This is a genomic window from Acinetobacter kanungonis (genome assembly GCF_009939195.1).
Taxonomy (GTDB): domain Bacteria; phylum Pseudomonadota; class Gammaproteobacteria; order Pseudomonadales; family Moraxellaceae; genus Acinetobacter; species Acinetobacter kanungonis.
Window position 1 is genome coordinate 98821 of the sequence record NZ_JAACKC010000005.1, and the last position, 23852, is coordinate 122672.

At 41.5% G+C, this 23852-nt stretch carries 18 protein-coding genes; 9 read left to right on the forward strand and 9 right to left on the reverse strand.

The window, feature by feature from the left end; translation table 11 throughout:
* Positions 1-123: 123 nt before the first annotated feature.
* The gene (locus tag GWK51_RS11365; protein ID WP_161933785.1) at positions 124-3603 is read left to right on the forward strand and encodes an indolepyruvate ferredoxin oxidoreductase family protein; all 3480 of its coding nucleotides are present in this window, start codon (positions 124-126) and stop codon (positions 3601-3603) included.
* Between the two features lie 140 nt (positions 3604-3743).
* On the opposite strand, the gene GWK51_RS11370 is transcribed toward GWK51_RS11365, so the two are convergent.
* The gene (locus tag GWK51_RS11370; RefSeq protein WP_171519174.1) at positions 3744-4451 is read right to left on the reverse strand and encodes an SDR family oxidoreductase; all 708 of its coding nucleotides are present in this window, start codon (positions 4449-4451) and stop codon (positions 3744-3746) included.
* Positions 4452-4672: 221 nt separating this feature from the next.
* Here GWK51_RS11370 and GWK51_RS11375 point away from each other — a divergent pair, with 221 nt between their 5' ends.
* Positions 4673-5371, forward strand: a complete 699-nt coding sequence (locus tag GWK51_RS11375; RefSeq protein ID WP_161933786.1) for a DUF1826 domain-containing protein — start codon at positions 4673-4675, stop codon at positions 5369-5371.
* 148 nt (positions 5372-5519) lie between these two features.
* Here the strand turns inward: GWK51_RS11375 and GWK51_RS11380 are convergent, their stop codons facing one another.
* A complete protein-coding gene (locus tag GWK51_RS11380; protein ID WP_161933787.1) occupies positions 5520-5819 on the reverse strand; it encodes a hypothetical protein in 300 nt (99 codons plus the stop codon).
* A gap of 149 nt (positions 5820-5968) precedes the next feature.
* On the opposite strand from GWK51_RS11380, the gene GWK51_RS11385 reads away from it, so the two are divergent.
* The 4 genes from GWK51_RS11385 (at position 5969) to GWK51_RS11400 (ending at position 9725) form a co-directional block, all read left to right on the forward strand.
* On the forward strand, positions 5969-6652 hold the full coding sequence (locus GWK51_RS11385; RefSeq protein WP_161933788.1) for a heavy metal response regulator transcription factor: 684 nt from the start codon (positions 5969-5971) through the stop codon (positions 6650-6652).
* The gene (locus GWK51_RS11390; protein WP_161933789.1) at positions 6642-8018 is read left to right on the forward strand and encodes a heavy metal sensor histidine kinase; all 1377 of its coding nucleotides are present in this window, start codon (positions 6642-6644) and stop codon (positions 8016-8018) included. The genes GWK51_RS11385 and GWK51_RS11390 overlap by 11 nt, the downstream gene beginning before the upstream one ends.
* Before the next feature lie 384 nt (positions 8019-8402).
* Complete coding sequence (locus tag GWK51_RS11395) at positions 8403-8783, forward strand: copper resistance CopC family protein (RefSeq protein WP_161933790.1); 381 nt, start codon at positions 8403-8405, stop codon at positions 8781-8783.
* Between the two features lie 63 nt (positions 8784-8846).
* Entirely contained in the window at positions 8847-9725 is an 879-nt protein-coding gene (locus GWK51_RS11400; protein WP_161933791.1) for a copper resistance D family protein, read from the forward strand.
* Between the two features lie 228 nt (positions 9726-9953).
* Here GWK51_RS11400 and GWK51_RS11405 read toward each other — a convergent pair whose 3' ends face one another.
* The 4 genes from GWK51_RS11405 to GWK51_RS11420 form a co-directional block, all read right to left on the reverse strand.
* Positions 9954-12053: a TonB-dependent receptor gene (locus GWK51_RS11405; RefSeq protein ID WP_161933792.1), complete on the reverse strand. Its 2100-nt coding sequence runs from the start codon at positions 12051-12053 to the stop codon at positions 9954-9956.
* Between the two features lie 319 nt (positions 12054-12372).
* Positions 12373-12783 (reverse strand): DUF2946 domain-containing protein, encoded by a 411-nt coding sequence (locus GWK51_RS11410; RefSeq protein WP_268895812.1) that lies wholly within the window; start codon positions 12781-12783, stop codon positions 12373-12375.
* A 206-nt stretch (positions 12784-12989) separates the two neighbouring features.
* Complete coding sequence (locus GWK51_RS11415) at positions 12990-14327, reverse strand: PepSY-associated TM helix domain-containing protein (protein ID WP_235941133.1); 1338 nt, start codon at positions 14325-14327, stop codon at positions 12990-12992.
* 223 nt (positions 14328-14550) lie between these two features.
* Complete coding sequence (locus GWK51_RS11420; RefSeq protein ID WP_161933793.1) at positions 14551-14979, reverse strand: MerR family transcriptional regulator; 429 nt, start codon at positions 14977-14979, stop codon at positions 14551-14553.
* A 130-nt stretch (positions 14980-15109) separates the two neighbouring features.
* On the opposite strand from GWK51_RS11420, the gene GWK51_RS11425 reads away from it, so the two are divergent.
* Complete coding sequence (locus tag GWK51_RS11425) at positions 15110-15805, forward strand: type 1 glutamine amidotransferase domain-containing protein (protein ID WP_161933794.1); 696 nt, start codon at positions 15110-15112, stop codon at positions 15803-15805.
* Between the two features lie 373 nt (positions 15806-16178).
* Complete coding sequence (locus GWK51_RS11430; protein WP_407925984.1) at positions 16179-17138, forward strand: acetoacetate decarboxylase family protein; 960 nt, start codon at positions 16179-16181, stop codon at positions 17136-17138.
* Positions 17139-17421: 283 nt separating this feature from the next.
* Here GWK51_RS11430 and GWK51_RS11435 read toward each other — a convergent pair whose 3' ends face one another.
* Positions 17422-18660 carry an NADH:flavin oxidoreductase/NADH oxidase family protein gene (locus GWK51_RS11435; protein ID WP_161933795.1) on the reverse strand — a complete coding sequence of 413 codons (1239 nt, stop codon included), beginning with the start codon at positions 18658-18660 and terminating at the stop codon, positions 17422-17424.
* Between the two features lie 446 nt (positions 18661-19106).
* Here GWK51_RS11435 and GWK51_RS11440 point away from each other — a divergent pair, with 446 nt between their 5' ends.
* Positions 19107-20378 (forward strand): saccharopine dehydrogenase family protein, encoded by a 1272-nt coding sequence (locus tag GWK51_RS11440; protein WP_161933796.1) that lies wholly within the window; start codon positions 19107-19109, stop codon positions 20376-20378.
* Between the two features lie 169 nt (positions 20379-20547).
* Here the strand turns inward: GWK51_RS11440 and GWK51_RS11445 are convergent, their stop codons facing one another.
* Together GWK51_RS11445 and GWK51_RS11450 are read right to left on the reverse strand one after the other, a co-directional pair.
* Positions 20548-22269, reverse strand: a complete 1722-nt coding sequence (locus GWK51_RS11445) for an acetyl/propionyl/methylcrotonyl-CoA carboxylase subunit alpha (protein ID WP_161933797.1) — start codon at positions 22267-22269, stop codon at positions 20548-20550.
* The gene (locus GWK51_RS11450; RefSeq protein ID WP_161933798.1) at positions 22266-23852 is read right to left on the reverse strand and encodes a 5-oxoprolinase subunit B/C family protein; all 1587 of its coding nucleotides are present in this window, start codon (positions 23850-23852) and stop codon (positions 22266-22268) included. Before GWK51_RS11450 ends, GWK51_RS11445 begins: the two co-directional genes overlap by 4 nt.

Below are 23852 nucleotides of genomic sequence, written 5' to 3' on the forward strand. Positions count from 1 at the left end.
TGAGCAGTTTTCATTCTTCAATCAACTGATCAATCGTTTTCCGAGTATGTCATTTACTCCAAATATTCAACGGGATGTTGAGAAAATAAAGTAGCAAGACTACAAAATTCCAAGGAGAAATAAATGAATATAGCTACAAAATTTACTCCAAATAAGATTCCAACCAAGGATGTATCACTCGAAGATAAATATCTCAGTGATGACGGTACTGCTTACATGACAGGTATCCAAGCAATGGTGCGTTTACCACTCGCACAAACACGGCGGGATACTTTAAACGGTTATCATACTGCTGGCTTTATTTCGGGTTATCGTGGTTCTCCTGTCGGAAATTATGATAATTATCTCTGGCAAGTAGAAGGCATACTCAAAGACCATCATGTGGTTTTTCAACCTGGCGTAAATGAAGATTTAGCTGCTACTGCAATTTGGGGTACCCAACAAGCCAATCTCTCAGGTCAAGGAAAATATGATGGTGTGACTTCTTGGTGGTATGGCAAAGGTCCAGGTGTAGACCGTTCTGGAGATGTTCTGCGTCATGCTAATTTAGCAGGAACATCCGAACGTGGTGGTGTGGTTGCCTTCTTTGGAGATGACCATTCTTGTAAATCCTCAACAGTTCCACATCAGTCAGAACATGTCATGATCGGTTGTGGCATTCCAATTTTTTACCCAACATCAATACAACAAATTCTTGATCTTGGTGTTCATGCTGTTGCAATGTCTCGCTTTGCGGGTGTGTGGACGTCAATGAAACTGGTTAGTGAAATTGTTGAAACCTCTGCTTCTGTGCATGTGGATTCAGATCGCGTCATTCCTGTATTGCCCGAAAATGTCGCAATGCCTGAAGATGGTGTCAATATCCGTTGGCCTGATCATGGGATTCAACAAGAAGAACGTCTATATAAATATCGCCTACCTGCGGTTTTGGCTTATGCCCGTGAAAATGAACTGAATCAGGTAACTTGGCATTGTCCTGACGCCCGTATTGGTATTGTCGCCAGTGGTAAAGGCTATTTAGATACCATTGAAGCCTTACGTATATTAGGCATCGAAGGTGAAACAGCCCAACAGCTCGGACTACGCGTCTATCAAGTTGCTTTGATTTGGCCTTTAGAGCCACAAGGACTGCATGAGTTTGCCGAAGGTTTAGAAGAATTGATCGTGGTTGAAGAAAAACGCCCGATTTTAGAAGCACAAATTAAAGAGGAATTGTATGCACTTCCAGATGACAAACGCCCTCGTGTCATCGGTAAAGCCTGTGATGGCAAAGGTGAATGGAGTACAACTGTAGATGAAGCCCCTTTGAAGGGTTACTTTGAGTACCAGCCAGAACCTATTGCAAAAATGTTGGCAGCTCGCTTTTTAAAACTAGATCTTCCTGAAAGCTTAAAAACGCAAATTCAAAATAGAGTTGAGCTGCTACAACAATCAGAGCAAGAATCCCAGCGTGCACCTGATATTGCAGAGCGCAAACCGTTCTTTTGTAGTGGCTGTCCTCACAATTCATCCACGGTCTTACCTGAAGGCAGTCGTGCATTAGGTGGGATAGGTTGTCATTATATTGCGGTCTCACTCAATCATGGCACAGAAACGTTCTCACAAATGGGTGGCGAAGGTGTGAGTTGGGCTGGTGCTTCTCATTTCACCAATGAAAAGCATATTTTTGCCAATCTGGGAGATGGAACATATTTTCACTCAGGTTATCTTGCAATCCGCCAAGCAATCGCGGCAAAACTCAATATCACCTACAAAATTCTCTATAACGATGCTGTTGCCATGACGGGTGGACAGCATGTCGATGGTCATCTCACCGTGGCACAATTAACCCGACAACTTGATGCTGAAGGCATCACCAAACAAGTCATCGTTACGGATGAACCTGAGTTAATTCATGCCGAAGAAGGTGTTGCATCTCATGTAGAGATCTATCACAGAAATGAACTTGATGATGTACAACGCAAACTACGTGATATTTCTGGTGTTACGGCGCTAATTTATGTGCAAACTTGTGCCAGTGAAAAACGTCGTCGCCGTAAACGCAATACTTATCCAGATGTTGCAGAGCGCGTTTTTATCAATAGTGAGATTTGTGAAGGTTGTGGTGACTGTTCTAAAAAATCGAACTGTTTATCGGTTGAACCTGTTGAAACTGCATTAGGGACTAAACGTCAAATTAACCAAAGCAGTTGTAATAAAGACTTTTCTTGTGTCGAAGGTTTCTGTCCAAGTTTTGTGACCGTACATACCCGCGATATGAAACGTCCAGAAACTTTCGAAGGGATTGCCGCTGGCTGGCCAGAAAATCCAATTATCCCTGAGCTGGGTCAACAACCGATTCATATCATGGTGGGTGGCGTTGGCGGTACAGGGGTCGTGACCGCAGGTGCTTTACTTGGTATGGCGGCTCATTTAGAGGGTAAAGCTGTACGTATCATGGATATGGCTGGACTTGCTCAAAAAGGAGGTGCGGTATATTCCTACATCCAACTTGCTACAGACGATGATCAGATCTCAGCTACCAAAATCCCTGCGGGTCAATGTGATGTTTTAATCGGGGCAGATGCCATCGTTGCAGGGAGTAATGCGGCGCTTTCACGCTTAAAAGCAGATGCTGTTGTCATCGTCAATGAAGATGGTTCCCCTACTTCGGCCTTCCTTGAATCTCGTGATTGGCATGCACCAATAACGGACTTGATTAATCGACTTCGTGGTCGAACCACGCAAGGCAAACTCATCTCTTTACCTGCAATACAAATTGCCACACAAGTGTTGGGGGATGCAATCTTTGCCAATCAGATCTTGCTTGGCATGGCTTGGCAAACTGGTCAAATTCCGTTGAAGCGTGAAAGTATTGAAAAAGCAATTCGTCTGAATGGCACGGCTGCTGAAAAAAACCTTGAGGCTTTCCGTATCGGTTGCCGTTTAATTAGCGATCCAGACTTAGCAAAACGCATTATTGCAAGCATACCCGCAACGCATACACCAACTACCTTGACCGAACTGATTGAAGATCGCTCTGCGCGTTTGGTTGAATACTGGAACCAAGCGTATGCAACGCAGTACCGAACCCTTGTAGAACAGGCAGCTAAAGTTTTGCCAAAAGAGTTAGCTGGAACAATAGCGACTCAGCTGTATAGAGTCATGGCCTATAAAGATGAATACGAAGTTGCACGCTTACTCACAGGCAAAAGTTTTAAACAATCGATTGAAACCCAGTTTGGTAAAGGTCTACGTTTAACCTATCACTTAGCTCCACCTGCTTTGGGTGCTCATGGGGTTATCCGTAAACGTGCTTTCGGATACTGGATGCGTATTCCAATGATGATACTTGCTCGTCTTCAGTGGCTCCGAGAAACCTTCTTCGACCCATTTGCTTTACAGCAAGAACGTAAAAAAGAACATGCATGGCGTGATCGTTATATCGCCTTTGTGAAAGATATAAGTACAACACCTGAACGCTATGATTTAGCTGTAGCAGAACAAATCGCGAAGTTACCCGCAGAGGTACGAGGTTTTGGTCATATCAAAATGCAAGCGATGGACACGGCGACACAACGGTGGGATGAACTTGCATTGAGTTTGCGTAAAGCAGATCAATAAAAGGAATAGATTGAAATTAACCAGTCGCAGATACAGGATCACTCCAAGTTCAGTTTGATCCTGTATCCGCGACTTCATCTTTATTCGCATGTTGAAAATGACTTGCTATGAATACATCTGTAATCACTTTGGTCGTAGGATCACCACGCCATTTCATTACCCTGAAAATCTATAAACTGTTGTTCAGTCTTTCCAAGAAAGCCTTCTATCACGCGTACAATTCCTGTGGTGCTTTCTTTCACAGTGACAGGTGCCTGACTTCCTCCCATTTCAGTTTGAACCCAACCTGGATGTAAATTCAGGACACCGATTTGTGCTGGAATTGCCTCATTTTGCGCAAAACCACGGGTGATACTGTTCAGTGCAGCCTTACTAGCACGATACAACTCCATACTGCCATCTTTATTTAAAGTTACACTGCCCATGATTGAGCTCATAAATGCAATCACGCTGTTTGCTTTCATTAGCGGCAGAAATTTTCTGGCAATGGTTACAGGTGCAATGCTATTGACCCAAAACAGATTTGCAATTTCATTTGGCGTACTTTGCTCAACACGTTGATGTTCAGGTCCTAAAATACCCGCAGAAACCAAGAGTAGATCAATGGAATGCTCAGGATACTTGTTAATGATGCTATCGGCAGTTTGTACATGGCTTAAATCCAATTCAGCCAATTCCAGTTTGTCGGTATGCTCTAAAAGTAGTTGATTTAGATCATCAGGTATTTGGGCTTTATCTCGAATAGTCGCGATTACACTCCAGTCTTGATTGAGTAACTCGCGAACCAATCCTAAACCAATGCCTCTTGAAGTTCCCACTACAATTGCACGTTTATTTTCATTAATCATAAATGTACCTATTCATTCTATATTTCGTGGTGTAAGAATCATCTTAAAAGTAAATGTCATTCTAGGATGTTTGAACTATAAATTCTGTTAGATATTAACAAGGGTTTTATCGAATGGATTGTTTTGATAAATAAAAAAAGCATGATTACATCCTTTCCATTTTTAAAATGCTGCGTACAGGTATATGATGTCGCACGGCTGATTATTGATTTATTTCGAGTATGAAGAATTCGTTTACTGAGAATAAGCAAGTTAAATTAGTTTCGAGTTTTCAAGAACTCGTGAATTCGTATTTTCAGGGGACGATGAATGCGCTTTGCTGGTCTCGGAATTTGATGGGCGATTTTCAAGAGATCGTGGCTAAACTTAAATTAAAAGAGAATATTACCGAAGTATCTGTCGATGATCTTTTGGCGCTGCAACTTTCTGAAAATGGTAGTTTAGCAAGAGACGTCCTTTTAAGTGATATACAGCTACTAACAGATTTTGGTGCATCCCCGACACTGAATTTATTGAAATGTTACGAGCGTGATGACGAGTTGGATTTCATTTCAACCGATGTTTATTCGTATCATGTTGATCGCTCTCCCATCGCCACAGATACTTTTTTATGTACGTATCATGGTGCTGCGAGTGATATTCTGCCGAATGATCAAGTTGAACAGAAAATTTTGATTCCTGAAATTCGGGCAAAACTCCAAGAAGTATACGACGGTCCTGAATCTGAGTTTGACGCTTTTCTAGAAGAGTATTTCTTTGATTTACATTATCAACCTAAACCCAATGCCATACCTATAAATTTAGGTATAGGACATCTTTGGCGCTTGGCAGTAGATCATCCAACACAGCAAGTCCTGCCTTGTGTACATAGAGCTCCTATTGAAAAGGATGGAGAGTATAGATTGCTCTTGATTTGTTGAATTTTTATCATCACTTAGAAATGAAGTTTATTTTTATGAGATCAAAGGGCATGATCTAAATCTATAAATAAAAGCCTTTGACCAGCTTAAAGTAAAAAGAGCATCAACTTTGATGCTCTTTTTGTTTCAAAACGGATTGTTTCAATCCTTACTTTTTAGGAGCGGATTGATTCATATTAGAATGGTCCATTTTTGAGTGGTCCATGTTCATCATTTTTGAATGATCCATCTCAGACATCTCTGCCATTTGGGTATGTTGGCTATGCTCTTGTTGCATTTTCTCCATGGTTTTCATATCACACGGTTCTGGGCATTTCTCCTGCATTTTAGCCTTGGCTGGAGTTTGAGTTACTGCAGGCTTAGCCTCCGCTGCCCAAGATTGGGTACCCATCACTAAAGCACCAACACACATGAAAGTGGTTAAACCACGGCGAAACATCATTTTCATTTTTTGCTCCAAAAATTAACTTTCTTCCCCTAACATATCCCTGAGTGATAAACATCTAAGTGACATGAAAATGACATTTTTGTAATCTACGTAAAATCACCTATTTATCACGCTATTATGATAGTCAGGTGTGATATGGGATTTTGTCTATGAGAATCTTATTGGTTGAAGATGAACAAAAAACTGGGGATTACCTGAAGCAAGGGTTGACTGAAGCAGGCTATATTACCGACTGGGTCACAGATGGACTATCGGGCAAACATCAAGCGCTTTCTGAAGAATATGACCTGATTATTTTGGATGTGATGTTACCTAAACTGGATGGTTGGAGCATCATTCAAGATATCCGAAAAAGTGGTAAAACCATGCCGATTCTATTTCTATCCGCTCGGGATCAAATTGAAGATCGAGTCAAAGGCTTGGATTTAGGCGCAGATGATTACTTGGTCAAACCTTTTGCTTTTGCCGAATTACTGGCTCGAATAAAAAGCTTACTGCGCCGTGGGCAACAAAAAGAAGACAGCAATATTATTACCATTGCGGATCTTGAGCTTGATCTGCGTAAACGGCGTGTCACACGGGCGGGACAACGCATTGACCTGACGGCAAAAGAGTTTGCACTGATGGAATTATTTATGCGTAGACGTGGAGAAATCCTGCCTAGAGCGCTGATTGCATCGCAAATCTGGGATATGAACTTTGATAGCGATACCAATGTTGTCGAAGTCGCGATTAAACGCTTAAGAAATAAAATTGATAGTGACTTTAGCCCTAAACTGATTCAGAACATACGTGGTATGGGCTATGTGCTAGAGATAGAAGATGACTCATAAATTGTTGAATGCGATCAGCTTTCGTATTGCCCTCGTCTTTTCCATTTCCACCATTATTATCTTAATGATTATGGGGTTGGTCATTCATCAACTTGTAATGCATCATTTTGAAATGCAAGACAGAACGCAGTTAGAGGGTAAAATTCAACTGGTTGAAAACTTATTGGCTCAAAATCCTTCTAGTGCACAAGAGCTCAATTTATATTTAAAAGATGCCTTAGTTGGTCATCATGATTTAATCGTTCAGATTGAGCGCCCCTCTGGGGAAATTATCTTTAGTTCGGCACCGACCGTCATTGATTCTCAAGTGCTCACCAAGTCACCCCAAAACACATGGGTAGAATGGCGGAATCAAAATAAAGTCTATCGTGGGCTGGTCTATAAGAAATCTTTTGAGCAAAATCTTATGGTTCCATCCGCTCAAATTATTGTTGGGGTAGATACTTCTGAACATCTACATTTTTTAAATAATTTTAGACAACAGCTACTTTATATAGGCTTAGTCGGTACACTCTGTTTAATGTTCTTTGGTTGGCTTGCTGCATGGCGAGGTCTTCGCCCTGTTCAAAACATGGCAAGAGTTGCAGAAGGTATTTCAGCCCAACATCTGTCTGAACGTCTAGAAGTCGACCATACCCCGACCGAATTGAAATCACTCGCCATCGCTTTTAACGAGATGTTAGATCGACTAGAAATAGCGGTAGAAAAACTGTCCGACTTTTCATCGGATCTTGCACATGAAATTCGAACGCCAATTAACAACTTGATGACTCAAACACAAGTTTGTTTATCACGTAGCCGAGATATTCAGACTTATCAGGAAGTTCTTTTTTCAAATTTAGAAGAGTTTGAACGTTTAGCTCGCATGATTTCGGATATGCTTTTTCTTGCTAAAGCAGAGCATGGATTACATTTACCCAATTTACAACAAGTGAGTTTGGAACAAGAAGTCGCCGCTTTATTTGACTTTTATGATGCAATCGCTGCTGAAAAAAATATGTCTTTAAGCCAAAGCGGTTCGGCTAATGTGCAGGGTGATCCGTTAATGCTGCGCCGTGCACTGAGTAATTTGCTATCGAATGCGATTAAATATGGTAAGCCGGATTCCACCATTAACATTAACTGCGAGCAAAACACAGAGACCACAATTTTTAAAATTGAAAATGAATGCCCCCCTTTATCACAAGAACAGTTGAGTCGGCTATTCGATCGGTTTTATCGCACCGATGCATCTCGACAGCGCGTTGAAGAAGGGACAGGCTTAGGACTGGCTATTACCAAATCTATTCTTGATGTATATAGAGCAACCATCCAAGCCGATTATCAAAACGGACATATTATTTTTACAATCGCCTTTAAAAATTAACGCGTTTCTGTTTTTGCTTTCTAGACATTCCTGATTCTCACAGGAATGTCCGAAGAAGCTCTTCACAATCATGTAGGAAATGGCTTGATAAATCTGAATGGTTAGGTTCCCTCTCAAGAGAATTTAGACACTTTCTACGCACTCATTTTAAAAAGTATTGTAATAACAGAATTTTATCTATTTGATCTACAAGTCTATATGGTTCCGCAAAGTGTACTCAGTTCCCTGTCCACCACCGAAAATGACAAAAATGTAATTTTGAAGTCATCGAGGCGTTTCATTACATCCTGAATAATAGAGAAAAAGGTGATGAGCAATTTACCAAGCCGAGAAGTTTGATTAAGCCATTGCTTAACCCCTGATTAGTTTTAAAAGGATGAGGACATGATTTTCTCTCAACGTACAACAAGTGCCCTACGCAATATGCTTTTGGGTGCAAGTTTAGTGGTTGCCTCTTCAAGTGTTTTAGCCCATGTGAGTCTTGAAAGCGCAAATCCAGCCATCAATGCTACTGTTGCAAGCCAGCCTAACAGTTTAAGACTAAACTTTGGCAGCGAAGTGATGCTAATGAACGTCAAGCTGAAGGATGCGCAAAGTAAAACGATCGCGTTAAATTACCAAGTCAATCATGACTTAAAAAAATCATTTGAAGTCGCTCTGCCAAAACTAAAATCAGGCAAATATACCGTGATCTGGACCACCATGGGCATGGATGGTCATCACATGAGTGGTGAATATAATTTCACGATAAAATCACCAAAATAAGAAATCTCAATGGGCATCATGTCAATCTTTGGCTGACATGATGTTGTTGCAAGGACGAAGAATATGGTTGCTGAAACTTGGGACTATTTATCATGGCTAGTCAAAGGCATGTTATATCTTGGCGTTGCATTTGTGACAGGTGGGTTATTCTGCTCGTATCTACTTAAACGTTATAGCAATCTTCAGCATATGCTCCTTAAATACATCACGCTTGGCGCAGGCTTAGGTTTAGTGACGAGTGTTCTAGGATTTTTTGTTCTCATCGGCAGTTTTTCAAATAGTGGTCTGTCGGGTATGTGGGATAGCAACTACATCTCCTTGCTCATAAATATCCCGATCGGGCATGCTTACATGATTCGGTCTATCAGCTTTGCCCTCATCCTTCTGTTGATGATCATTAAACTAAGCAAAGCGCGTCCTATTTCTAATGTCGAAGCTATTGTTATAGGTTTATTGATTCTCCCCATTCTGTTCAGTTTTTCTCAACTTGGACATGTCACCCATTTAGACTGGTTCGGTCACTTGTTGTTATCACTGCATGTATTCGCGATGTCTTTATGGATGGGATCACTCTATCCTTTATGGAAAACCAGCACCTTAATTCATGGTTTGCCATTAAAAGAGCGCATGCACGTGTTTGGTAAAATTGCCGCGGTAATTGTCGCGATATTAGCGACATGTGGAATCAGTATCGTGCTGTTGCTTGTGCAAGATTTCAATACACTCCTCAGCACTGCTTATGGACAGGGATTTATCATTAAAATCCTATTGGTACTCAGTATTTTATTATTGGCGGCCTTTAACAAATGGTACTTCACTCCTCGTTTGCAAGATCCAAAATTTGCGAAACAATTAAGTTATGCCATCTGTTTGGAAATGCTTCTGGGTCTTTCCATCCTATTCACCACGGGTTATATCACCACAGTAGTTGGTCTTGAATAGTAATTCCTAGATGAAATGGAGTTGACGATTTTTTATTGAAAATGATCGCTAGAACCTTAGTGCTACCTCATTGATAAGTTTTAAATTAACAATAGAAAAATGCCGTATTAAAGTCGCAAAAATCATGATACTTGGAGTAATTGATGAGATTACTCCAAGTCATTCATTCTAGTGATTTGAAAGTCATAACAATGAGCCGTTTTGTATAAAACCTTAACTCATCCCAGCTTAGAATGCCCAGTGAATGGTTGCTGTTGCCTTCAGTGGTTCACCGGGTTGTACCCAGTTGTTGGTATAGCTAGATACGTAGTAGTCTCGATCGAATAAATTCTCTATATTCAACTGGACACGTAAATCTGGATGTACTTGAACATATCCTCCAAGATTCACCACAGTAAATTCAGGTAAGCTGGTGCCATTGTCGATATAGTTTGCACTGCGTTTGCCATAATAATTTACATTGCCAATCAAACCTGCTTTATGCCCGACCAAATTAAACTGATAGTCGGCACTTAAGTTTGCACTATGCTTTGGAATGTTTTTAAGTCTCGCCCCTTTTGCTTCAACTTCACTCTCTACAATCGAAGCATCGGTATAGGTATAGTTTGCATTAACCCGCAAATGATCTGTGAACTGGTGTTGCAACTCCAACTCCAGACCATGGCTTTGCACTCGACCACTATCGACATAGCTATCACTAATACCTTCCGTAAGTAAATGCTGTTTATCCATATCGAAATAGGTTAAGCCTAACCAGCTTTTTGCCAAGAACTGATACTTGCCGCCAACCTCCCAGCTTTCAGTTTTTTCAGGGTCATACAGCTTATTGTCTTTATTCAAACCTGTATTAAGTTCAAATGCTTTGCCCCAGTTGGTATAAAAAGAAAGTTTTTCGGTGGGTTGATAGTTAATCCCTGCGCGTGGGGTAAATGGTGTAAATGCCTGCTCCGATGAATTTCCCGTACGATGATCATCAATTTGCTGTTCTAAGCGATTGAAACGACCACCAATCAAGACATTCCACTGATCATTAAGGAAAATCTGATCTTGAATATTTACGCCCAACATATCTTGCGTTTCTTTCGTATCTTTGGTGATACGAGTTAATGGAAGAATATTCTGTCCATACACAGGATGGTAGATATCAATCTGACTGAATGTCCCCGCTGCACTACGGCGTTGGATCTGATCAATGGTATAGTGACCCGCTTCTAGATTGCTGACCAGTTCATGTCGGATCGCTCCTGTATCGAACTTGCCGCGTAAAATGGACTGAAAATTGGTAGTATCAGTTTCAAACTGACGTGAGCGACGAAAGCGATTGGCAGTTTGTCCATCTGCTGCAATAGACGAAATTTCGGTCGACGTCCCCCCGCGCTCGCCATGACTATAGGTAATTGCTGTGGTGTTGTTCCAATTGTCATTAAAATCATGATTTAAGCGTAATTGATACATTTGATCTTTAATATCAATGTCACCATCGCTCGGTTCACCTAAAAAGGTTTTTTTATTCACAGTAAATTGACCATTGACCATTGGAATACCACGATCAAATACCCCTTTGGATTGGGCAAATTCAGTATCCAGATTCAACTGGGTTTGCTCCGAAAGCTTCCAAGCCAGTTGTGGGGCAATATAATAATGTTCACTATCGACATAATCACGGAAACTTTGATTATTTTCATACGCCAATCCAAGACGATAAGCTACATCCTGATTGATTGCTCCTGTAGTGTCCAAAGCAGCACGGTATTCTTCTAAGCTACTGCCACTCAGACTTAAACTGTTCTTGTTCTGCCATTCGGGCTGCTTGGTGGTAATGTTCATAATGCCGCCAATCGCGCCCTGTCCATACATGGCCGCCATGGGTCCTTTCAGGAAATCAATCGCTTGGATATTGACCATATCTCTAGGCGTATGAATACCACTCACGGAACTTAGCCCATTACGCATGTAGATTGTTCCCATATTCGGGTCGGTACTAAAGCCTCGGAAGGAATAGTTATCCCAAAAACCACCCCCATAACTGTCTTGATAAACCACACCATTGACCAATGACAAGGCATCACTCACACGTTGAACATGATGATTTTGTATATCTTCATTGGAGACATGAGATTTGGTAAAAGGTACTTCCAACAAGTCATGATTAAACTGGGTAATTGCCTGAGATGAGGTATGGCGCTCATCCTGCTTCTCAGCAGTTAAGGTAATGGTTGCGAGTTGTGTCGTGCTATTTTCATTTGTTTCAGCAGCTGAAACAGTGCCCATTGAAAATTGAGCCAGTAAAATACTTAAAGTCAGTGGATGAAAGATAAACTTCGCCATGAATAAAACCTAAAATCTTTTAAAACTTGAATATGGGTTTTGTTCAATACGGCGTGGTAGTTTGATCTGATCGCTGAGAAGAAGCAGCGAAATCATTATTCCGATATTTGGCTTAGCGCTTTACACAAGCCTCAAGATCTTGATCATTTGATGAGATCCCTATTTTTTCTTCAGCATGCTTCCTAGCAAAAATTAAAATATCTGAAATGAAAACAAGGAGATCTACGTAAAACCACGAAGTATGAACAACACAAAGTTGAACAAATCACGCTAAAGCCGTTTGCTGTAAAACGTACATGGATGATTTGCTACTGGAGTTTTAGGCGAATAAAGGCGGGGCTCGTCCTTGAGGACTTAAAAATAAGCGTTGTAATACAAAGAAGACATGCTTAAACGCTTTTTGAAAAGTCAGTAAACGGATTTGTAAGCGTTCAAAAACTTCTTTGATCTCAAGATTTAAGTTTGCAATTAAATGTCCATAGACAGTACAGAACATACAGTGATGATCGAGTGTATGATCATGTTTGGAACTGGAGGTCTGAAGCGACTGAATATTCTGCTGATGCAAATCATGAGTTTGCATTTGATGCATGCTATGCACCGTTGATTTGGACGTTGTAGATAATTCAGCAATCGTGATGCAAACCCGAGAAATCTGAAATTGCTCAGGTAACAGGGGCTGTAAAAATACAGCAACTTGTAAAAACATCGCCACTAATGCGAGAACCAAAGCCGTTCTCAATCCACTACTCGTCCATTCAGCTTGAGCTCAGGGAAATTAGCATAGATATCATGATGAAAGCAACGGAAGGTTTTAGATCAATCTATTGATCATAAACGGCTAGAATTGCTTTCTGTAGATATTTTCCAGCGAGCAGAATTCAACTTTAGAATACTGGCAAACGTCTAAATCTCGCCAAGATTCCCCTTTTATACTTAATGTTTCATACGTTTTAAGAGTTGACCGATCGCAAAAATGGCATGTAGTACCACTACGCTCAAGACCCATACAGGCACTAAAAAATAGAGTAAAACTAAGCTAATAATAAGAAGGCTTAAAGGTAGAACATGAGCTTGCTGCCAAAGCTGAAGCAAACTCTTATTCAATTGCTGAATGGACTCCGCGGGACGGCTATAGCTCCACCATGCACGATACGCAAAAGCGGTAATCACTAATATCCCGAGTGTGCTCAGTACCAAAATAAGTTGATTCCACCAACCAAACAAAACCCCAATATGCATATCGACACCCCAACGCGTCAATTTCGCAGACATGGGGAAATCTTTAAAATGTACTTGATCAATCACTTTTTGTTGAGTGATATCAACCGCTAAAGCATCTACTTGAATCGGATGACGATGATTCATTTCCTCCACCATCCATGCCTGATTGTGCTGATAACTTGGTTTAATCTGTAAGGCTTTTGCCATCAGTCCGTTGGCTCTGGCAATGGTGACCATCTGATCAAAATAATCTAAGTTCAACACAGGCATATCCGTAGCCATATTCATCATGGCATGATGCTCCGCATGTGGGTCGACATGCTGTGAATGTGATGTCATTTGAATTTGTCTATTCAAGGTTGGCGTATCGCTATTTAACCAATGCCGAATTTCTGCAATATTGGCGCCTGACCATTTCGACCAAGTTAAGCCCGTAATGGATAAGAATAGAAGCATCGGTAAAATCAGCAACGCCGTCAGATAATGCCAGCGAATCAAACGATTGCGCTGATGCGGTGAAGTTTTAATCTGTTGCCGCTTAAGCCACCATTGCAACAGCCCTGTGAGTGTAAAGATTCCCAACCAACTTGCGGCTAGTTCGCTATAAAGACGTCCCCATTCTCCAAGCAGTAAATTACGATGAACTTGATCTAGAAAAGTACGTACAGGCAATACGCCACTGGTGCCATACGCAGCAAGCTGCCCTTGTACTGCCAGCGTATAAGGGTTCACAAAAATAGCCATGGTTGTCATGGAATCTTGTGGGGCTTGATACAGAATTCTGGTGGTACTGTTCTCTGTCGGAGCAGTACGTACAGCAATGATTTGGGTCTCTTTAGGCAAAACTTCTTGAGCAGCTTTGACCTGTAAACTTAAAGGCTGAGCCAAAGCTCCAACCTCATGTTCGGCAAACAATTGCTGATGATAAATACTCTGCTCAATTTGTGGTGTTAGGGCGTAAAGTAAACCTGTTAAGGCAGCAATAAAAATAAAGGGGGCAATTAAAAGTCCGGGTTGACTGTGACTTAGACGTAACAAGGATTTCAGCATTCTGCCCTCTTAGTTGCTCATCGGCTGATCTTTACCCGACAGGACATCTGTTGAGTCAATGTGCGAGGCATTATACGTAGGAAAAGATGGGGATGAAAACTGCTGTTGATCCTAACGCCGTTAGGTCACTGTCTTTATAATGAATTTATCTGAATGTCTTTCTCAAAAAATCCTTAACCAAAAGTAATTAACTGAAAACTTCAATCATCAAGCCGATATACATCTAAGGCTTGTGAGTAACATCGTTGGATTCAGTGTAATAAATATCCATTAAACGCTTAGCATTATCTTCGCAGCTCATGTCATCTGGTTTATTCTGAATCGACTCGATTAGCTGAAGTAAGTTCTTTTTATTCTCGCTCAGCATTTTTTGCATTCTGGTAATTTCTTTAACTTTTTCATTTAAGGTTTCAACCAGTTTTTCATGATTCCAATTTGAAATATTGGCGGGAATTAATGACTTAATTTCTTCCAAAGAAAAACCGACTTGTTGTGCCTGTTTAATTAAATAGAGTTGTTGGAGATCATTTTCAGAATATTTACGATAGCCATTGGCAAGTCGTTTGGCTTTAGGCAACAACTTGATTTGTTCGTAATAACGGATTGTCGGTGTATTTAGACCACTTAACTTTGATAGCTCACTAATATTCATTCCAACAATCCTCTTGACCTTAAAGTTTACTTTAAACCTATCATACACAAAACTCAAATACATGATGTTATGTAGCTGATAGCATAGAGAAATCTTGAAGCGAAATAACAATAATGACTGGAGAAGAACAATGAGAAAACGCATATTACATGTAGTGACCAATGTTGAAAAATATGCAGGAAGTCAGCGGGCTACGGGCTTATGGTTAGGTGAACTCACGCATGCTTATGATGAATTTGAGAAGAAAAACTATCTACAGGATATCGTTAGTCCCAAAGGTGGCTTATCTCCCCTTGAACCTAAGTCCTTAGGTCGCTTTGTTGCAGATCGCTCCGTAATGGCAAGAAAACATGATCCTGAGTTTATGAAAAAACTGGAACATACATTCAAGCCAACAGAGATTCATTGGCAAGACTATGATGCGATTTACTACACAGGTGGTCATGGTGTGATGTTTGACTTTTTAGACAATCAAGACCTGCAACGCATTACCCAAAATATCTACGAGGATGGCGGTATCGTCTCGGCAGTGTGTCATGGTTACTGCGGCTTATTGAATGTCAAGCTGTCAAATGGAAAATACTTGATTGACGGTCGCAAAATGACAGGCTTTACATGGACAGAAGAAATTCTGGCAGGCGTTGCCAAAGAAGTTCCCTACAATGCAGAAGAAATGGCAAAACAGCATGGAGCTGATTTTTCTAAATGTTTGATTCCTCTTGCTCCGCATGTCGTGGCTGATGGCACTTTAATTACGGGGCAGAATCCTTTTTCTGCCAAGAAAACGGCTTTGGCAGTGATTCAGACTTTAGAAAATATGAAGTAATAACGTCTAAGTTTCATGTTTAACATGCTCATCTATGAATCGTTGTATCCGAAAATAAAGTGAATCAGGCACCGCTAAGCTGTTAGTCGTAAACAAGAGCACCTATATAAATTAATTCAGTTATTTAATTGATAAACATAAATTATATATGAGTTTCCGTTTCGAATTTTTATCAAGAAAAAGGTATTGACCTTAAAGTTAACTTTAAACATAGCATGAGCTAGATGTCCATATACATACAGAGACAAAGCTCATGCAGCAAGATACAAAATTTAAAAACACCCTCTCAAGTCTAGTACTCGGTTGTACTTTGACGACCCCAGCACTTGCAGAAACAGAAAATATGAACGTTTCTACTCTGGAGCATAAAACCATGACGATTGTTAAAGCAGATTTACCTCAGACACAGTATCCATGGGTAAAAGAGTTTACTGAAGTGGAATTTGGTCCTTATAAGGTACAAGTCCCGAAAGGCGGTTACTATGATCGCTATCAAATGAATCCTGATTTAAATGACGTTGCGAAAGACCCTGAAGTTGGAAATATTGATTTCTTTAAAAATATTCCAAAACAACAGGTTGAAACTCGTGTTGGCACAGTCTGGTCTCCGAACTATTACTACCGCAGTAGCAATGTTCAATTACTGATGCTCGCACCCATCGACAAATTGAAAGCCAACATTCCAGATCAACTTGAACCGTTAAGTGTACTGCCTGGTTATGGACTGGTTTCGCTCACCTTCTTTGCCTATGACGTTTGTGATAACGATCCTTATGATGAAGTTTCGGTGGCAGTGGTTGTACGTCGTCCAGATGCCGCAGGTTCTCAGCTCAAGGAGTTAATACAATCCATCAAGCGCCGAGATTATTATGGTTATGTGCTCGCCCTTCCTGTCGATACTGAAATTGCGCGAGTACGTGGTGTATATGGCTACAGTTTACCAAAATGGCTGACCGCAATTGACCTGAATATCACGGATCGTATTCAAGCCAACTTGTACGATACGCAGGGTAAAATTGATGTTAGCTTGAGCGCCAAAACACCAAAATTTAAGACCGTTTCAAACCAATCGCGACTTGAGAAAAAGACCATGCTGAATCAGGTGGATGGCATTTGGTACAGCTCCTACGTCCAAGCGAACAACTTAACCTTTCATCAAGACTTTTTCCCACGTGATGTGACGTTAATCCGAAATGGTGGTCCTGTGAGTAAACTGCTTGACCAATTGGGTGCACAGAAAATTTTGAGAATGGATGTGGTAAAAGATGCACAATTGGCTTTGCATATGCCGAAACCAATTGATGCATGGAATAAGCAAAATTCTACAGAATAATCGAGAGCTTTATTCCGCTTAATCGTAAAACATTCAACGTGATAATTTCGATTATCACGTTGAATATTCGTGGAATCAGAAAAGGCTGGAATAAAAAAGTATTCTAAATCCTAAAATTTCGCCCTTTGATCAAGCTATAAAATATTGACTTTTTAACAACGAACTATACTTTCAAAGATCGTGTGATTTGAGCGTATTTACGACATAAAAAAGAGTGCCGATAGAGGCACTCGTTCAAGAAAGATTAAATCGATATTTTATGATTTGCTTCAATCACATGAACTTAAGCAGCTTGAGCACGTTTTTGCATACGTTTGCGATACTGTTTTGTCCGTTTTACCATCGCAAACTGCTGTAAAAGCAACGCCAGTACTGGAGAGATTTTCGGATTTGTCAGTTTTCCTTGACTCAATTTACGCAATTGATATTTGACCGTAGACATATTCGCGACTGAAGCAAGTGCTTTATTGTCCCATTGAATCGGTTTAAGTTCAGGTGCAATCGGTTTACCTGCTTTCCAAGCATGAGGTAAATTCGGTTCAATTGCGAGTGCAGTTGCTATCCCCACCATTTCCACACCACTTTGCACCACCTGCTCTGCAACGTGTTGTCGACGAATGCCGCCTGTCACCATAATAGGCATTTTTGCAATTTTGCGAATTTCGGTAGCAAACTCTAAGAAATATGCTTCACGGGCAAGCGTTCTTCCATCCCGTGCCTGACCTTGCATTGCAGGTGCTTCATAACTACCACCCGAAAGTTCGACCAGATCGACCGCTAAATCATTCAACATTTCGACCACTTGTTTGGCATCGTCTGCGCTAAAACCGCCTCGTTGAAAGTCAGCTGAATTTAGTTTTACAGCCACCGCAAATTTTTTTGAAACGACAGCACGTACCGCTTTGACAATTTCGATTAAAATTCGAGCCCGATTTTCGAGTGATCCACCCCATAGGTCTATACGTTGGTTGCTGAGTGGCGACAGGAATTGGCTGAGCAAATAGCCATGTGCAGCATGAATTTCAACACCTGTGAAACCTGCTTGTTCAGCCAGAATAGCGGTATTCGCGAAACGTTGAATGACTTCATCAATCATTGCTTGTGTCATTTCAATTGGGGTAGCAAATTTATCAGACATTTTGCCTAAATCTAATGCCACGGCTGACGGTGCCCAAGTGTCTTGCCCCATATTCGATTGCATCTGACGACCAGGGTGATTAATCTGCAACCAAAACTGTGCACCTTTTTCCCGACCAATTTCAGCCCATTGTTTAAATAAAGCAAGATGTTCGTTATCTTCAAGCACGACACCACCTGGACCTGTCATCGCGCGACTATCTACCATGACATTGCCTGAAATAATCAGTCCGACACCACCCTGTGCCCAAGCGCGATATAGCTGAAATAAAGCCGCTGAAGGTGCTTGCTCAGCATCTGCCATGTTTTCTTCCATTGCTGCTTTAGCAAGACGATTATGAATAGTGGTTCCGTTGGGTAATGTTAACGTGTCGAAAATACTCATTTTGATCACCTCTTTTGATCTTAGGTGTACTTTAAGTTTAAAGTAAACTTTAAGGTCAAGTGGTTTTTAAATATTCATGTGCAAAAAGGTAAAATTCTGCTTTTATGTTCTGAATAACTCACTTAAAGAATGATGTGGGATCGCTGTTATTTATTAAGCAAATTAATGTAAATTAGATATTTAGGATTGTTTTCATATGAAAACCTTCTAGATTTAGGATGTTTTTAAGTTAAAAACTGATAGGAATGAATGACATCCACTCATCATCAATTAAAAATGAATGGCATAGATGAAGATTCAAATGAATGCTTAGCCCTATGCTATTTCTGAAGTTGACTGAGACGAATTGAAAATCATATTGACATTCAAGTTTACTTTAATCTTATAGTATCCCTTTCAAACCTAGGCTCCATACAAAATAAACAAGACTTATCAGGAGAATATCAATGACCGCTACCGAAACAGCACAGTTTGATTTGGTTGTATTTGGTGCCACCAGCTTTGTGGGACAAATTTTAACAACTTATCTGACGCAGTATTTTGCCGAGCAAGGTGCATCAGGTGAACAAATTCATTGGGCAATTGCAGGTCGTTCACAAAGCAAACTGGATGCTTTAAAACAAACATTGGGGAATGCAGCCAAAGATTTAACCACCATCATTGCTGATGTAAATGATGCCCATGCCATTAAAGCACTGTGTGAACAGACACGTGTGGTGGTGTCTACCGTTGGTCCTTATGCACTGTATGGTGAAGCCATGGTTAAAGCCTGTGTTGAAACGGGAACAGACTATTGTGACCTGACTGGTGAAACACAGTGGATTAAAAAAATGCTGGATCGTTACCAGAGTCATGCTGAGCAAACAGGTGCACGCATTGTAAATTGCTGCGGTTTTGATTCTGTACCATCCGATATGGGGGTCTATTTCTTGCAACAACAGGCTCAAAAACACTGGCACGCACCTGCGACACAAGTCAAAATGCGCGTCAAGGCACTTAAAGGTGGTGCTTCGGGCGGTACGATTGCCAGCATGATCAATATTATTCAGGAAGCGGCAGCCGATCCTGTACTGCGTAAACAATTAGTCAATCCGTATTTGCTTGCCCCAGAAAATCATGGTTTCCAAAAGAAACAACATTATGTGAAGACTGCTGAATTTGATACAGATTTTAACGCTTGGATTGCCCCCTTTGTGATGTCTGCAATTAATGAGCGGGTTATACATCGCTCTAATGCACTTGCCAATCAAGCCTATGGTGATCAGTTTTCTTATAATGAAGCGATGCTGATGGGTCTGGGTTTCCGTGGCCGCGCCAAAGCGTATTCTTTGGTGGCGGGATTAGGTGCTTTCATGCTAGGTGCAGTGAGCAAACCGATTAGCAAAGTTATGGAGCGCTACATGCTTCCAAAACCAGGTGAAGGTCCAACACCAGAACAACAACTTTCAGGATTTTTTGATATCCGCTTTATGGGTAAATCGAAGGATGGAAAAGTCATGCAAATTAAAGTGACTGGAGATCGTGATCCGGGCTATGGTTCAACTGGAAAAATGCTTGGTCAGGCAGCACTGAGTTTGGTGCTCGATCATCATCGGCATGGGCAAAAAACTGGGCGTAGTGGTGGATTTTGGACGCCTGCAACCATGTTTGACCAACGCCTTATTGAGCGTTTAGAGCACTATGCGGGCATTGATTTTGAGCTGATTTCAATATCTTAAAATTGCTGATAACCAGAAGCGCTTAAGCCGAATTCGCTCGATAGATCTCTTATATGTGATGGTCGAATTTCAAATTCTAGAGCTGGAAAATTTGGATATATCAAAAAGACCTGATTCAAATTTATACAGAATCAGGTCTTGAAAAAGGTTTGAGCTTTACTCTCTAGAATTACTGAATCGACGCAATGATATCTTCCGCATGGCAACTCATGCCCTGTTGTATCAATATTTCTAATACTCCAGTTTGATGCGCTTGCACAGGAACTTCCATTTTCATGGCTTCCATAATGGCGACCACTTGTCCTTGCTCGACTTGATCACCACTTTTGACCTTCCATGCGCTAATTATTCCATTAATGGGTGCAAGCAAATGTTCAGGTTGTACGTGTTGTTCAGTAGTTGTCATCGTTTGCATCGTGTTGACTGGGCTTTGTGCAAACATGTTTGCAGGTAGACCTAAACGATGGAGTTTGCCATCAATTTCAATATAGCTCAGGAGCAATGGCTGTTGATGCTTGGGAATACTGCGTTGAGATGGCTTTAACTTTTGCTTAAAGTCATTTTCAATCCAGCGGGTATGCACCTTAAAATCATCGGTAAAATCAGGTTCGTTTAATACCGCACGATGGAAGTCCAAAACAGAGGCGATGCCTTCGATTTTAAATTGTTTAAGCGCCCGTTTAGCACGAGCAATAGCAACTTCGCGTGTAGGACCTGTCACAATCAATTTCGCCATGAGTGAGTCAAAATGACTGGAAACCAAGGATCCTGTACGAACCCCTGTATCTATACGTACACCAAGTCCAGATGGTGCATCAAATAAGCTGAGTGTCCCAAATGCGGGAATAAAGCCACGTGCTGGGTCTTCGGCATTAATACGGAACTCAATGGCATGCCCTTGAGCTTTTGGTGTTTCTGTAATCGAGAGCGGATACCCTTGCGCTACGCGAATTTGCTCAACCACCAAATCGACCTTAGCTGTTTCTTCGGTCACAGGATGCTCGACTTGCAAGCGGGTATTGACTTCCAAAAAGGAAAGCTTTCCATCTCGGCTTAGTAAATATTCCACTGTCCCCGCACCAATATAGCTGGCTGCCTGACAGATATTTTTTGCTGAACTGAGAATTTGCTGATAAATCTCATCACTGATAAAGGGTGCAGGTGCCTCTTCAACCAGTTTTTGGTTACGGCGTTGTAAAGAGCAATCACGTGTACCCAGTACCACAATGTTGCCATGCTGATCGGCAATCACTTGTGCTTCTACATGACGGGGTTGATCTAAATATTGTTCAACAAAACACTCACCGCGTCCAAAGGCTGCTTGTGCTTCCCGAACGGCGGAATCATAAAGCTCTTTTACTTCGTCAAGTTTCCAAACAACTTTTAAGCCGCGACCACCACCGCCAAAAGCAGCTTTAATGGCAATCGGTAAACCAAACTGCTTTGCAAACTCGAGTGCTTCATCAGCATTATTTAGAGGGTCTTGTGTACCTTGCACTAAAGGTGCACCCACTGAAGCGGCTATCTTACGTGCTTCAATTTTATCACCCAATTTTTCAATGGCGCTTGGCGATGGCCCTACCCACTTTAAGCCTGCATCAATCACGGCTTGCGCAAATTCGGCACGTTCAGATAAAAAACCATAACCAGGGTGAATCATGGTTGCTGCGGATTTTTGAGCAATCTCCAAAATTTTAGGAATATTTAAATAAGTTTCAGTGGCAGTGGCTCCTTCTAAACCCCATGCCTCATCTGCCAGTTCCACATGCATACTGCCAATATCATCATCTGCATAAACTGCAACTGAAGTAATACCCAGATCACGGCAGGCATGAATAATACGAACAGCAATTTCACCACGATTGGCAATCAAAAGTTTTTCAGTCTTCATGCTTTGTTCTCTAAATTTGTAAATTCGGCAATTTTTCTAAATTTGATTTGGCAACCTGCGGGAATCTGCGCCACCAAGTCCCAATGGTGTTTCGCCACACTGGCAATAACGGGATATCCCCCAGTAAGCGGGTGATCATTCATAAACAAAACGGGTTGCCCATTCGGTGGAATTTGTAAGGCACCTATACAGGTTCCTTCACTTTCGAGTTCACGGGTAATTTTGCGCACCAAGGGGTGTTCTCCCAAAAGTCGCAGCCCGACCCGATTGCTTTCTTGGGTGACCAACCATGTTTGCTGGCATAAACGTTCAATACTGTCCAGATCAAACCAGTCGGTACGCGGTCCCATCACAATGTCCAGCTCAACCACATCCTCAACTTTAGGCAAATTCAGCTTGGCCACTTCAGTTACGCTAATGTGTGTTGTTTTGACCTGACCTTGATAAAGGGTATCGCCGACTTTTAAGGGTTCAGGTCCCAATACCGCCAAGCTGTCAAAAGAGACACTTTGAAGTACAGGTTCTAGATCCAGTCCGCCACGAACAGCAAGGTAGTTACGCAATCCAGAGGTCGGTGTTTGAATGAAAAATTCATCGCCTTCATCTAGTGCGATGGCTTGAGAACTTTGAAAGTTTGCAGTTTGCCCATCCGAAAATTTAATCAGGATGGTTGAGATTGCCCCTGTAACGGCAATCACCGTTGCACGATGCACTTTGGCTTTTAAGCCACCGTTTAAAACTTCAATGACAGCAGTTTGACTCGGATTTCCCACAATCCGGTTGGCACTATGCATGGAGGATAAATCCATTGCACCTGCTCTGCCGACACCAATCTTGCTTTGGTTGAGGCGTCCTTCATCTTGGATTAGCATCTGTAAGCTAGGTGCAGTCACCGTGAATAATGCATCAACAGATTTGGGCTTGATTGTTGGCACAATTTTTTCAGGCACACTGACGGTGGTTGGCTGATGCGTGACATCTTCAAAATGTACGGTCATGCCCGGCAACAGCAGCGCAGGATTTTGACGTTGCAAATCCCACATTTTTTCCGAAGTCGTTCCAATTAGTTGCCAGCCTCCGGGGCTGTCTTTCGGATAAATACCTGAGTATTGCCCTGCCAAGCCTAAAGCGCCTGCAGGAATTTTTTTACGCGGAACCGATAAGCGAGGTATATCACTAAAGGGTCGATCAGGACTGGTCAAATAGGCAAAGCCTGGGGCAAACCCAATAAAGGCAACATTCCAGACACTTTGCTGGTGTTTTTGAATGACTTCAGCAACTGAAAGTCCCTGTAACTCAGCTACTTGAGCAAGATCTTCGCCTGTGTACCGAATCGGGATAATGAACTCTTGGCTATGCAGCTCATAGTTAGAATCGACGGTTAATGACTGAATGCCAGCCATCAGCGTTATGAAATTGGTCTCCAGTTCATTAAAAAACACTAAAATGGTTTTCGCCGCAGGAATTAAGTCTTTAATGCCTTGGAATTGCTTGCTCTGCAATTGATTGTACAACGCCATAGTTTCTTCGAGACTGGCAAGCTCGATTAAAAAACAATCTGCGTTTACCGATAAAAACCGCAT